The organism is Staphylococcus sp. AC872 (assembly GCF_979255425.1).
Map to the genome: position 1 here is coordinate 572,710 of NZ_CEEDKW010000001.1, position 12,340 is coordinate 585,049.

General features: G+C 30.9%; 15 protein-coding genes and 2 pseudogenes. 4 read left to right on the top strand and 13 right to left on the bottom strand.

Annotated elements, in window-relative coordinates; all coding sequences use genetic code 11:
- Positions 1-10: 10 nt before the first annotated feature.
- Positions 11-679: a response regulator transcription factor gene (locus ACZ267_RS02810; RefSeq protein ID WP_047211276.1), complete on the bottom strand. Its 669-nt coding sequence runs from the start codon at positions 677-679 to the stop codon at positions 11-13.
- 151 nt (positions 680-830) lie between these two features.
- Between ACZ267_RS02810 and ACZ267_RS02815 the strand changes: the two genes are divergently transcribed.
- From ACZ267_RS02815 to ACZ267_RS02825, 3 genes are all read left to right on the top strand, one after another.
- Complete coding sequence (locus ACZ267_RS02815; RefSeq protein ID WP_171991404.1) at positions 831-1,004, top strand: hypothetical protein; 174 nt, start codon at positions 831-833, stop codon at positions 1,002-1,004.
- Between the two features lie 179 nt (positions 1,005-1,183).
- Positions 1,184-1,534, top strand: coding sequence for a DUF4064 domain-containing protein (locus ACZ267_RS02820; protein ID WP_047211277.1), 351 nt, complete (start codon positions 1,184-1,186; stop codon positions 1,532-1,534).
- A gap of 185 nt (positions 1,535-1,719) precedes the next feature.
- Positions 1,720-2,079, top strand: coding sequence for a hypothetical protein (locus ACZ267_RS02825; RefSeq protein ID WP_047211278.1), 360 nt, complete (start codon positions 1,720-1,722; stop codon positions 2,077-2,079).
- A 68-nt stretch (positions 2,080-2,147) separates the two neighbouring features.
- Here ACZ267_RS02825 and ACZ267_RS02830 read toward each other — a convergent pair whose 3' ends face one another.
- The 5 genes from ACZ267_RS02830 to ACZ267_RS02850 all read right to left on the bottom strand — a co-directional run bounded on the left by ACZ267_RS02830 (position 2,148) and on the right by ACZ267_RS02850 (position 5,913).
- Positions 2,148-2,411 carry a hypothetical protein gene (locus ACZ267_RS02830; RefSeq protein ID WP_002466695.1) on the bottom strand — a complete coding sequence of 88 codons (264 nt, stop codon included), beginning with the start codon at positions 2,409-2,411 and terminating at the stop codon, positions 2,148-2,150.
- Positions 2,412-2,482: 71 nt separating this feature from the next.
- Positions 2,483-4,177: an ABC-ATPase domain-containing protein gene (locus ACZ267_RS02835; protein WP_047211279.1), complete on the bottom strand. Its 1,695-nt coding sequence runs from the start codon at positions 4,175-4,177 to the stop codon at positions 2,483-2,485.
- Positions 4,178-4,410: 233 nt separating this feature from the next.
- Positions 4,411-4,917 carry an isochorismatase family protein gene (locus ACZ267_RS02840; RefSeq protein WP_227706011.1) on the bottom strand — a complete coding sequence of 169 codons (507 nt, stop codon included), beginning with the start codon at positions 4,915-4,917 and terminating at the stop codon, positions 4,411-4,413.
- 15 nt (positions 4,918-4,932) lie between these two features.
- Positions 4,933-5,091 carry an amidohydrolase family protein gene (locus ACZ267_RS02845; RefSeq protein WP_326130111.1) on the bottom strand — a complete coding sequence of 53 codons (159 nt, stop codon included), beginning with the start codon at positions 5,089-5,091 and terminating at the stop codon, positions 4,933-4,935.
- Complete coding sequence (locus ACZ267_RS02850) at positions 5,092-5,913, bottom strand: amidohydrolase family protein (RefSeq protein ID WP_326130113.1); 822 nt, start codon at positions 5,911-5,913, stop codon at positions 5,092-5,094.
- 353 nt (positions 5,914-6,266) lie between these two features.
- On the opposite strand from ACZ267_RS02850, the gene ACZ267_RS02855 reads away from it, so the two are divergent.
- Entirely contained in the window at positions 6,267-7,730 is a 1,464-nt protein-coding gene (locus ACZ267_RS02855; RefSeq protein ID WP_002466704.1) for an alkaline phosphatase, read from the top strand.
- A gap of 220 nt (positions 7,731-7,950) precedes the next feature.
- On the opposite strand, the gene ACZ267_RS02860 is transcribed toward ACZ267_RS02855, so the two are convergent.
- The 7 genes and pseudogenes from ACZ267_RS02860 to ACZ267_RS02890 form a co-directional block, all read right to left on the bottom strand.
- Complete coding sequence (locus ACZ267_RS02860; protein ID WP_047211281.1) at positions 7,951-8,616, bottom strand: DUF5079 family protein; 666 nt, start codon at positions 8,614-8,616, stop codon at positions 7,951-7,953.
- A 76-nt stretch (positions 8,617-8,692) separates the two neighbouring features.
- Positions 8,693-9,351: pseudogene (locus ACZ267_RS02865) on the bottom strand (DUF5079 family protein).
- Between the two features lie 234 nt (positions 9,352-9,585).
- Positions 9,586-10,080: an immunity protein YezG family protein gene (locus ACZ267_RS02870; protein ID WP_047211282.1), complete on the bottom strand. Its 495-nt coding sequence runs from the start codon at positions 10,078-10,080 to the stop codon at positions 9,586-9,588.
- 10 nt (positions 10,081-10,090) lie between these two features.
- A pseudogene (locus ACZ267_RS02875) lies at positions 10,091-10,624 on the bottom strand (DNA/RNA non-specific endonuclease); the annotation flags it as partial.
- 188 nt (positions 10,625-10,812) lie between these two features.
- The gene (locus ACZ267_RS02880) at positions 10,813-11,259 is read right to left on the bottom strand and encodes an SMI1/KNR4 family protein (RefSeq protein ID WP_047211283.1); all 447 of its coding nucleotides are present in this window, start codon (positions 11,257-11,259) and stop codon (positions 10,813-10,815) included.
- A 20-nt stretch (positions 11,260-11,279) separates the two neighbouring features.
- The gene (locus tag ACZ267_RS02885; protein WP_047211285.1) at positions 11,280-11,672 is read right to left on the bottom strand and encodes an HNH endonuclease; all 393 of its coding nucleotides are present in this window, start codon (positions 11,670-11,672) and stop codon (positions 11,280-11,282) included.
- 281 nt (positions 11,673-11,953) lie between these two features.
- Positions 11,954-12,328, bottom strand: a complete 375-nt coding sequence (locus ACZ267_RS02890) for a hypothetical protein (RefSeq protein WP_047211286.1) — start codon at positions 12,326-12,328, stop codon at positions 11,954-11,956.
- Positions 12,329-12,340 lie beyond the last annotated feature (12 nt).

Consider the following 12,340-nt stretch of genomic DNA (forward strand, 5'->3'; position numbering starts at 1 on the left):
CATAAAGATTTTAGATCAACATAAACCCAATCCCCCACACTGTTTGTATATATGTTTCAGTTGTCTGCAGCGCTATCTTCTTTCTAATATTAGATATATGTACATTGATGGTATTGTCATCACCTAAATAAATACCTTGTATGGATTCATAAATCTTTTGCTTTGAAAATGCCTTCTCAGGATATTGCATTAACAACTTCATAATCTCGAACTCTGAATTAGTTAAATTAATTTCAATATTTTTATAGAACATTTGATATTTACTAATATCCAAAGTAAGATCTTTCCATTTAAGTTGCTCCATTTGAGGTTTGCTATCTAAATTTCTCAGTTGAACTGAAACACGAGCTGTTACTTCTTTAGCATCGAAGGGTTTAGTCATATAATCATCTGCACCTAAATTTAATAGTTTTACTTTTTCTTCTACATCAGTTTTAGCAGATATAACTATAACTTTGCTATATGTATTATCTTTTATAAAAGGAAGTATTTCTTCACCACTTAATTCTGGTAACATCAAATCTAAAATCACTAAATCAAATTGATTATTTTTTAATGTTTGAAGCGCTTCTTGACCGGAATAATTAATTGTTGTATGTACCGTCATCTTTGTAAGAGTTAAAGATAAAATATGTGCTATATCTATATCATCTTCAACGATTAATGCGTTATATGACATAATAAGACCTTCCTTTTCTTTATAACTTTTTAATAAGCAATCTTTCATATTAAATTATTTTAACAACATTATAAATTACTTTATAATTAAACTATTAGAATCATTATATATTTACAATACCATGTTTTAAATACATAGGAGGTTATACATCATGCTACGTACAATTGAAATGTTAGCGTGTGTGGGTGTTTGTTTATTGGCAATTGTCATGATTGTTTGGAATATCATCCATGGTTTTAGTTTATCTGTATTTATTCCATTTCTTATTATCGCATGTATTAGTATTTATTATTTTGTTAGAGCGTTTAAGGACAATCATAATTAAAACGAATCATTTTTCATATAAAAGTTGGACACATCATTAAAGTGTGTTCAACTTCTTTTTGTATATTAAATGTTTTTACATCAATTAAGTATTATTATTTTAATAAGTTGCTACAAAACTATTTATTTAATTTGTTTAATAGTATATATTAAAGTTATGAATAATAACGAGGTGACATAATGAATAATTATCAGTTTGAAAGACCAACAAACCGAGTTGCGGAAATGATTCTAGGAATTATGGGAAGTATTTTCGGTATGCTTGGTGGGTTATTTGCGATTATGGTGGGTAGTATCGGTAATGAATTTGAGGCATCAGATAGTGGACAAGTTTTCGGCTTAGGTGTCGCAGTTATCCTTACATGTATTATCACTTTAATCTTAAGTTGTATCATCAATAAGAAAAGAGTTTTAATGAGCGTTTTATTAGTTATTGGTGGCCTTTTAAACTTCATCTTTATCGGTTTCTTTGGTATCTTATCAGGTATTTTAATTTTAGTTGCTGGTATTCTGGCTTTAATTCGAAAATAGCAACGCACTGACCTTCATCAATCTATCGGATGAAGGTTTTATTTTTTATATTAATTTAATATCCCCTACAACATCAAATGTAATCAATAGCACTACTTTTTTAATTATACCAAATGATATTTGGTCACTTTTTATAATTTTGTGATATTATTTCATTAATAAGTGATATTTTAAGGGGAACATAGATGATCAGGGAACAATTAAGACCATTTCGTAATAAAAATGTCGTAGTCACTGGTAGAGTTGAATATGTAGGTTATAAAAATAAATTGAATCGCGATATTCCATATTTGCGCAATGTCAAAATCTTATTAAAAGATGTCCAAATTAATGGCGCTATGATTGACCATATATGGCTTTTTGAAAGGCAAAAATATTATGACATTGGGTTTTCACTTCTTTATAAAAAAGTAAAATTCAGAGCAACTGTAGTACCCTATTTAAAAGTGGGAGAACACTGTTTCAAAGAAGATTACGGTATCCAACGAAAAAGTCGATTGATGACTGAAGCAGAATATAATGACAACAAACCTTTTATTAAATAACTTCTATCATACATTAATGCGCATGTTATCTAAGTACTTCACGTACTCCTAGATACATGCGCATCTCATTATTCTTTCATTTTTGATTTTCTAGCTTGTTGTGCACGTTGCCATTCTCCTAATAACATAAATAATCCCATAATTGTTAAGAAGATGATAGGCATTAATCCTAATTCAAAATAATTCATCATATAACCATATGTGACACCTACAACTAATACAACTGGCATAATTAAACCTAATATTTTACTACCTGTTCGAGATAAAAAATATTGCAACGCTAAAATGATGACATAAATAATAACAGGAAAGAAAATACTCAAAAATTTCAACGTGCTATTCCGTCCTTTCGTTAAAATTTAAAAATACTTCATTCATCTCTTTATTCATCATTACATTTATATCATTTCACATGCAACCCTCTATAGCGATTCAACGTACCTATCAGTTCTTGTTTACGTGGTAAGGCTAAATTACCTGGATGACCTTGATGATGTGACATCGCCTCTAACCCTTGTTCGTCAATCAATTGATAAATAGCATCGACTATCTCTACAATCGTCTGCTCGTTATTCACCTTATGACGTTGCATATAATCTAATATCATTGCCAAACAATTAGTCTGACTATCATCTACTAATTGTTCTAATCCAGATATATCAATCGCCTCTTTACCATACATCACTGCATGTTGGCCTTTTGCTTTTAATCGACCATCTTTACCCTTTTTAGTAAAACTTGACGTAAGTGGGACTCTTGACGGGATGTTACCAAATGATTGTTGTGAAATCATATCTCGTTCATATCCAGTGGAATGTGCTATTGCCTTAGCTTCTTCAGTGACATCTTTGAGTACATATTCATCCATCATCAGTACTTGATCAGCCACTTCAAAGTAATCGCCTGATCCACCTACAATTAAAATAGTCGATACATTATAGTCATCATATAATGGCTTCACTTTATTTGAAAATGGTGTAATCGGTTCTTTCTCGGGTGCTATTAACTTTTGCATACGCCCATCACGAATCATAAAATTCGTAGCTGACGTATCTTCATCAATTAACATCACCTTGGATTGTGCTTCAAGTGCTTCCATCACATTGGTGGCTTGTGATGTACTACCACTTGCATTATCTGTTGAAAATTGACTTGTGTCTTTTTTACCTGGTAGGTGATCAATAAACGGCTGTATATTCACATTTTCAACGCTACGACCGTCTTCAGCGCGAATCTTCATTGCACTGTCGTTGGTAATAACATATTCTCGTCCATCACCTGCAATATGGTCATAGACACCTCTCTCTAATGCTTGTAATAATGTTGACTTACCATGATAGCCACCACCCACAATAAGGGTAATGCCTTTAGGTATTCCCATACCCTCCACCGCTTCACCAAACAGCACATGCATAGTCGTCTCAAATGACTTAGGACTTATAAATGATTGGGCTTTGGACATTGGTCCATCAGATATACCACTTTTCCTCGGTAATATGGCCCCATTAGCTACAAATGCGATAAGTCCTTGTTGCTCAAGTTGCGCTCTAATATAAGTTTGATTTAATTTTAATTCAACCTGTTGTTTTAAAGATGCTTGATCAATTTGTTGATAGTTAAGTGCTTGAGATACAAGCTGAGGTAATAGTTCGGTCAGTGTTGTTGCTGCAGCTTTGCCTAATATTTTGCGTCCTGCAGCTGGAAGACCTACCTCGAGACGCACCTCTATATTATTGTTGTTAATTACTACTGATGTTCTTTTCAACATTTCTTGACCGCAACGATCTATCAATAATTTGTGTTGTCCCTTTGATTTAGAAACTAACGATTTCAATACACGTGCGACATTTCTTGTTAAAAAGTCAACAACAGCTACACGCTTATCTTCAGTATCTAAATATTCATCTGGTATCTCTACAATATCTCTATCAATGATTAATCTTATTTTAGATGGCGGCGCATATGGATCCACTTGTATATGATCAATGGCTAATTGAAAGTCATTAAAATCATAGACATTTTTAATACGTTTATAAGCACCGTACTTTTGACCATCTAATTGAAATAATGTTTTTTTTAAGTCTTGTGCTTGTTTCATTAATCATTCTCCTTAGTATTTGAATCATCTATTCATTCATACTACCCGATAGCCATTTTCCACTAAACACATAAAAGCCATCTTTAGCTATAAAACTAAAAATGACTTTTGTTTTGATTCTATTATTCTATTTTAGACTGACGTTATTCTGACCAACCTGCGTTAATAATATCGTCTGTTTTACGTACACGCCCCATGAATGGGAATATATAGTTTACTTCATACTCATATTCTTATTCTGACAATGCGCCCATCGCATCTTCAGCAAAAATAATATGATACCCATGTTGATACGCTTCTCTAGCTGTTGTATCTACACCGAAGCCTGTCGCAACACCACTTAAGACAATAGTATCTATACCGCGACGTCTTAATTGTAAATCTAATTCCGTACCATAAAAGCTACCCCATTGATGCTTAGTAATACGGAGTGCATGCTTAATGTCGTCTAATTCAGGTGTTAACTGATCAAATTTTTGACGGTCACCCATATCAGCAGCTCCTTTAGCCACCATACTTCTATCGGCAATTGGATTTAACATATCCTTACCATCTGTAGTATCAACTTTGAAAAAGACATTCAATGCACCTGCTTGTTCAAATGCACGTGCTAATTTACCTGCATTTTCAGTAATTGTAGCGTATGGATAAGGATGATACGTCATCGGTAAATCTTTCTGTAAATCTACAGCTATAAATGCTACTTTTTTAGGATTAAGTGGTTCTAATTGATTATCCATTAATATCATACTCCTCTATAAATTAAATAATTGCTGCGCATTTTTGTATAAAATCTTATCTTTATCTTCCTCACTGATATCTAATTGATCAACAAAATCTAATGTATCTTTCATAGAAACATATGGATAGTCACTAGAATATAAAATATGATCAGCACCTACTTGTTCGTACATTTACATAAATGGTGGTGCATAAGTATAACCAGAAATTGAATAATAAATATTCTCTTTAAGATAATCACTGACTTTTTTCTTTAGATGAGACAATTGTGGTGGAATTAAAGTATCCAATCTTTGAAGTGCGTATAATACACCTTCCCCATTATGTCCTGTCACTATTTTTAAATCGGGATACTTATCAAATGTACCACTCAACACGATGCGAATTAAGTGAATAGCTGTTTCGATATGCCAACCCCATCCAGCAGAAGCAAATTGCATTGCTACATCACTTGAATAATTACCTTTGTAATACGTATCGATTACATTGTCAGGTGGAATGGCTGGATGTAAATAGATAGGTACATTTAATTGTTCAGCCTTTTCAAAGATTATTTCAAATTTAGGATGGTCTAAATATTCTCCTAACGTATGACCATTTATAATCGCGCCTTTAAATCCAAATTCATTCACAGTACGCTCTAATTCTTGTGCGGCTAATTCTGGCTCAATGGTGGGTAGCGTTGCGAATCCAGCTAGTCTTTCAGGATGCTTTTGAACTGCTTCACCAAGTAAATTATTTGCCTTAGTAGACAGTTGGATTGCCTCATCTCTCTCTAATTGTTGTGTACCAGGTGCAGTTAGAGACACAATTTGCTTTGCCACTCCCGCTTCATCCATTTCAGCAATACGATTGTCACCTAAGTTCTTCAAACGATTCATGATAGGTGCTACCGCTTTCGCATGTGGACCATTAGGATCTTCATCTTTAAAAGAATCTAACTCCTCTATAACAAAATGTTCTTCAACAGCAATGACTGGTTTAGATTGAGTCATATAAAAAGCCTCCTTACAGCAAGAGATATAAAGCATCTCAAACTACATTTATATTTAAATCAAATGAATTATAACGCTTACCCAATGATAACGCGAATAATTGGGTTGATTTAATTTTCAATACTTTACTAAATGATAGTAATTCATATTATTGGTCAAATCATATTTATAACAATTGATATCATTTATAAAACAACCAAATATAAAATGATGCATTAATATAAATGTATATTTACACTCCTGGAATTTAATATAAATTTACAAAACATTAACTTAATAATTACTTCAAATCAATTTAATTATTTTATTCTATTAATGTAACAATTATATATAATATTGGGAGGAACGTTTATATGTTTTTAAATTCAAAATGGGGAAAGATGACTATTGCAGGTTCAATTTTAACGACGACTTTATTTAGCACAAGTCATCCAACACTAGCTTCAGCAGGTGGTCAAGCACCCGATAGTCAAAATACTAACAATAGCGAAGCCATTGCCATGGGTAATACTAAAAATCCTAAGAATGTAATCTTCTTAATTGGGGATGGCATGGGACCATCATTTAATACAGCCTACCGTTACTACGCTGATAATCCTAAAACTAAAGAGATGGATAAAACAGCTTTCGACAACTATCTTAAAGGAACAATGCGCGTACATAACGATGATGATAAAGAAAATATTACCGACTCAGCAGCTGCTGGTACAGCACTTAGTACTGGTAAGAAAACATTTAATGGTGCTATCGGTGTAGATAATAACAAACAAGCTCAAAAAACAGTATTAGAACAAGCAAAAGAAAGCGGTAAGTCTACGGGATTAGTTTCGACTGCGGAAATTACTGACGCTACACCCGCTGCATATGCTGCACATGTTGACGACCGTGATAAAAAAGATGAAATCGCTAAACAATTTTACAATGATAAAATCAACGGCCAACATAAAGTAGATGTACTTCTTGGTGGTGGCTCTAAATACTTTGGTAAAGAAAATGGAAACCTAGATAAAAAATTCAAAAAAGACGGTTATGACGTCGTATCAAATAAAAATGAATTAGCTAATTCTAAAAGCGACCAAGTATTAGGTCTATTTGCGGAAGAAAATATGCCACTACAAATTGATGCACCTAAGAAAAATCCAATGTTAGCTGATATGCAACAAAGTGCATTAAATAAACTTGAGAAAAATAATAACGGTTTCTTCTTAATGGTAGAAGGTGCTTCAATCGATAAAACAGCCCACGCTAATGATGTCACAGGTGTCATGTCAGAAATGGACGGTTTCAACAAAGCATTTGAAAATGCGATGTCATACGCTGAAAATCGTGATGATACTTTAGTTATCGCAACGGCAGACCATTCAACTGGTGGTATGACAATTGGTAGTGGCGAGGAATATAAATGGAATCCTGATGCTATTCATAAAATGAAAAAATCAGGTGCACATATGACAGAACAAATTGCAAAGGGTGAAGATGTAGAAAAAGTCATCAAGAACGGATATGGCTTTGACGTGAAGTCTAAACAAATAGATAAAATCAAAGACGAAGCAGATAAATTAAAAGATGTAAAAGATAAAGCCAAAAATGAAGACGATCCTAAAATTGAAAAACAACAAGGCAAACTTCAAGACGCTATCCAAAAACCTATTAACGATAAATCAAGAACAGGTTGGACAACATACGGTCATACTGGCGAAGATGTTAACACATACGCATACGGACCAGGTTCAGACTTCTTAGAAGGCAATGTCGATAACACAGATCAACCTAAAAACCTATTCGACTTCTTTAGCAGCGACGTTACATCATCATAGAATGAAATAAAGCAACATGATCTACCCCTATGCCATCATATCATTGTGAAATAAGTCTTAATCATTATATATATCCTTTGTTAAATATCAAAAATGCCAACTACCATTGATTTATTGTGGTAGTTGGCGTTCTTATTGTATGTGGGTTAATGTATTAATTAAAAAACTCTATTTTTAACCTTTAAAGCTTTGAGAATTCAAAATTTAATAATTATAATACCTATAAATTTAATCCTTCTTCCTTAATATCATATTCTAACAGACCAAGATAAAAATATGTTCGTCCAATTAACAAATGACTACAAAAGAGCATTATCATCCCCATCCAAATCGTTCTATTTTCTTCAGAATCAACCGGAACAATTAATGATACATATAACAATAGTCCAAATGATAATAAGATAACTAGAATTCCAAACATTCTAATAAAACTACCGCTTTGGATACCAAACATTTCAAATTCTCCTAAACAAAAGAAGAATAGACCTATAGCAGAAACTATTATGAGTCCGCAAATTAATAACCAATAAGTAAAAGTATCTTCTCGAGAATCTCCAAAATAAAAAGCATAAGCGGAACTAATTAAAAATGGAATGTTGTACCCTAAAAGAAGGTTGATGGTCATATATGTTACGACTCTGATTTTATAATTACTCCGGTTAAAATTTTTAAAAATATATTCTCGTTCTTGTAAATAAAGAATCAACCATAATAATAACGAACCTATTAAATATATTTTCATATATAAAGGTATATTCCCTTTTATACCTGGACCTGCATATATAAAATAATACAATGCAAAAATAATGAAATTCACTAATGATAATCCTATCAAATGGGAATGTTGAATAGATTCTATTGATTTTTTTTGTAGATTCGTTGCCATTTCTCTCCACTCCTATATATGTAATATCTTTTTGTATATTTTTAACAACCTATACTCTATTATTTCGCTAATTCCATTATAATTTCACCCCATCTTCTCTAATATCATTGATTAAAACTGCTAAATAGAAAAATACTCGTCCCATTATTATGTGGACACCAAATAAAAAGAAACAGCCTATCCAAATAACCTTACTTTCCCACGAGTCACTAGGTGAAACAAATGAAATATATATCAAAGCAATAACTGATAATAATACTAAAAATACTCCTAAAACTTTTAATATTAGATATTGCTTATTTCCAAACATTTCAAATTCTAAATAACAAAATATAAATAATCCTACAATGGAAATTAGAATTATACCTGCAATTATAATCCAATATTTAAACGCTTCTCCATCTACACCTGATTAATAAAAAATATCAGCCGAACTTATCAAAAAAGGAATATTATATCCTGCTAATATATTTATTAGCATATAGATACACACTCTTATCCTATAGTTATTTCTATTAAAGTCTGCAAATATTTTTCCTTTTTCTTGTAAATACAATATAAGCCATAGTAATAATTATATTAATAAATATATTTTCATATAATTAGGGACTGTTCCTTCCATACCAATGAAGCAATATAAAATGCAAATATTATAAAATTCAACAACGCAAAACCTATTAAATAAGAATTTTTAATATTACTTATACTTAAAATTTGTAAATTCTCTTTGTCCATTATACAAACCTCCTATGAGAACAATGATGTTATTCCTTTTGTTGCACTTTTCCAAGAATCTCCAATAATTTTTAAACAATCACTATTTTTTATATTTTATTTGCAATTAATTATAAACACACTAAATGTTATCTATTATGTCAAATATATTATGTATTTTTAATTAATTTTATCATATTTCAAAAAATAGCGACTAAACTTTTTGAATAGTTTAGTCGCTTATCCTTGCCATATTTAATTATCTTCTTGTTCTTTAATGAACTGTTCTAATTGCTTTACTTCGTCTATTAATCGTTGTTGCTCTGGAAGTTCACCAAAATACTTGTATTTAAAATAATCTATTCGAGTACCTAACGTAAAATCATTATTTAACCAGTTAATATAACCAAATGAAATATTCGCTTTTCCTTCATCATTTAAAATAAATGTACATGTAGTCCATACTTCTTGATTATTCTTTATAAATTCTTTTCTCAATTCCTTAAAGCATTCATATAATTCATTTAGAATGTCTTTATAAATACGTTTTGAAACGTTAAATTTTATCGCAATATCATGAGAATAAAAAAAACCTTCCTCTTTTTTTAATGTATAAAAGAAATATACACTACCTCCGTCCTCTGTTACTTCACTTTCCATAAAGATATTCTTCCATTCATCTGGAATTATTTGATTGGCATTATTCGCAATTTCTTGATAAATATTATTAAGCTTATCTTCAAAGTTCATATTTAAACTCCTATCTATTTTCAATTATTTTTTCTATTAGTTTTCCATCTTGTTCATAAGACACTTCAAACTTCAATGGTCTATGACTAACATCGTCATATCTAATTTCCATTTTTATATTTTTAATAGTTCCACCTTTTTCTATTGTTGATCGCCAATCTTTTTCCATCTTATACCATTCGCCATTCTCTTTAAATGATCGGTTGATGTATTTACTTTGAGGTACGAGGTTGTCTATATCTTTAGAACCTCCGAATGCGCGCGCTATTAAATGACCACCGTCATCATCTGGTAATCGGTCTTCTCTTCCAATTGTTCGTTGCGCATATAGATTACGTCCGCCATTATGGGATGCTAGGTCTTCTGCGTATACTTCTTTTATACGACCTTTGTGATCCGTGCGACACACATGTCCATGTGGTGTTATATATTCGATGTTAGCTTTCAATTTTTTAGGTTTCATAAATCTTTTTTCATAATGGTCACCATACTCAACCTTTGTAAGTTTTGGGTCTTCTTGATAATGAATACTGTTTATGCGATGTTAAAAAAAGAAGCTAAGTAATTCGTTTACCTAACTTCCATAAATTAACATAACAGTTTTATTTGGCAGAGAGACTCATTTTCTCACTTTTTAAATATTATCTATTGAATACAAACGTTCTTCTACGCTTATTTATACACAGTATCAAAGTTATTTGTGATTCCCACTATATTTTCATAAAATATATTTTATTTATATTGTATTTTCTCTATGAATTTTGTAAATGACTCAGCTATAAAATAAGTGTTTTCTTCGTCATTGGATGATTCGAAATTATGTCCATCATCCCAGAAATATATTCCTTCATATCCTTCTAATAAAATCAATACTATAAATCCTTGTGACAAATCATTACCTATTATAATTGATTCTTCAATTAATTCCGATTCATATTCATCCATCCAATATTCGACGTTCGTAACATCATAAGGTGTATCGAATCCATATAATACTTCCATATATATATTATCATTTAATTCATCTATTTGTATTTTGTTCATGTTTTCAATATCGAAAAAAGCACCATTATTCTCCAACAAAAATTGCTTGTAATCGTTCGGTAAAGTAACTCTATATTTTTGTTCTAACCATTTAATTTTTTCTTTAGATATTTCTCCAAAATTTTTAAATTTCATTAACTTCACCTTCTAATATTTTAATTTTTTCTTTTTAGTGACATTCCACCTCTATGGGTGAATTCTCGATGAATTTTTTTATTTACTTCTTGCATTGTTTTTCCATCTTCATGATGGTGCCAAGTATTTTCAATTCTTTTCTTTCGTTCAGCAAATGCATCCGCTTTTTTAAAATCGGTGTAATAGTCATTAAAACTATTAATATCAACTTCTTGCTCTACAAGACCTGCTCTTTTAAAATCTGGATATCCCTTTTTATACGCAACTTTAATACCATCCTTATTGGTATAAATCCAAGTTCCATTCTCATCTATCTTAATTTCTCCACCCTTTTTTTGCCATTTAGTTGGATTTGGAGAATTTTTTGGTTTATTTACGCTATCTTTTATTCGACTACCTTCACTCTTTACCATAATATCTTTTGGTGTGTGTGTCACTTGATGATTTGGTATGAAACTACGTTGAATATTCTTTATAGATATTCGGAATTTTATTACAAAAAATGGAGTAGATGAATCCTTTTAAATTCATCTACTCCATTTTTATGTATTATTGTTTATAGTAAAAAATCATCTTAATCCAAATACATTTAATAAATTAAGAACAAAAATAATAACTGCTACAATTATTGAAATTTGTAGTAATTTAACACCTTTGGCTTCATCATATTTTTTATATTTCACGCTACATTTTTCTATTTAACAAATTTAAATTCATCTTCTTTATTTTTCTTCATTAAATGCTTTTGTTCTTTTCCTTTATAATCATATTTATATTCCACTTTTTGAATTAAATCATTATGTGCAAATTTGTATGTAGAACCTTCACCAATTCTATCAGGTACATCAATGTTTAGTTTCCAGTCTATTTCCATTTTCAACGTTTTGCTTTTTTTATCATATTTAACAGAATTTTCTTTAATTGTATACTTGTCACCTTGCTGTTTAGCTAATTTAACTTGTTCATCTACATTCTTCTTCACTGATTTCGGTAAGTCATCTTGAGAATTGTGACTACATCCAACTAGACAACAACTCATTACAATTAATATATATAACAATTTTTTCATTGTATTTATTCA

Excerpts from the sequence above, each read along its gene's own strand:
- ACZ267_RS02810 (WP_047211276.1), bottom strand. The coding sequence starts at position 679 with ATGTCATATAACGCATTAATCGTTGAAGATGATATAGATATAGCACAT.
- ACZ267_RS02815 (WP_171991404.1), top strand. The coding sequence starts at position 831 with ATGCTACGTACAATTGAAATGTTAGCGTGTGTGGGTGTTTGTTTATTG.
- ACZ267_RS02820 (WP_047211277.1), top strand. The coding sequence starts at position 1,184 with ATGAATAATTATCAGTTTGAAAGACCAACAAACCGAGTTGCGGAAATG.
- ACZ267_RS02825 (WP_047211278.1), top strand. The coding sequence starts at position 1,720 with ATGATCAGGGAACAATTAAGACCATTTCGTAATAAAAATGTCGTAGTC.
- ACZ267_RS02835 (WP_047211279.1), bottom strand. The coding sequence starts at position 4,177 with ATGAAACAAGCACAAGACTTAAAAAAAACATTATTTCAATTAGATGGT.
- ACZ267_RS02840 (WP_227706011.1), bottom strand. The coding sequence starts at position 4,917 with ATGGATAATCAATTAGAACCACTTAATCCTAAAAAAGTAGCATTTATA.
- ACZ267_RS02845 (WP_326130111.1), bottom strand. The coding sequence starts at position 5,091 with ATGTACGAACAAGTAGGTGCTGATCATATTTTATATTCTAGTGACTAT.
- ACZ267_RS02850 (WP_326130113.1), bottom strand. The coding sequence starts at position 5,913 with ATGACTCAATCTAAACCAGTCATTGCTGTTGAAGAACATTTTGTTATA.
- ACZ267_RS02855 (WP_002466704.1), top strand. The coding sequence starts at position 6,267 with ATGTTTTTAAATTCAAAATGGGGAAAGATGACTATTGCAGGTTCAATT.
- ACZ267_RS02860 (WP_047211281.1), bottom strand. The coding sequence starts at position 8,616 with ATGGCAACGAATCTACAAAAAAAATCAATAGAATCTATTCAACATTCC.
- ACZ267_RS02870 (WP_047211282.1), bottom strand. The coding sequence starts at position 10,080 with ATGAACTTTGAAGATAAGCTTAATAATATTTATCAAGAAATTGCGAAT.
- ACZ267_RS02880 (WP_047211283.1), bottom strand. The coding sequence starts at position 11,259 with ATGAAATTTAAAAATTTTGGAGAAATATCTAAAGAAAAAATTAAATGG.
- ACZ267_RS02885 (WP_047211285.1), bottom strand. The coding sequence starts at position 11,672 with ATGGTAAAGAGTGAAGGTAGTCGAATAAAAGATAGCGTAAATAAACCA.
- ACZ267_RS02890 (WP_047211286.1), bottom strand. The coding sequence starts at position 12,328 with ATGAAAAAATTGTTATATATATTAATTGTAATGAGTTGTTGTCTAGTT.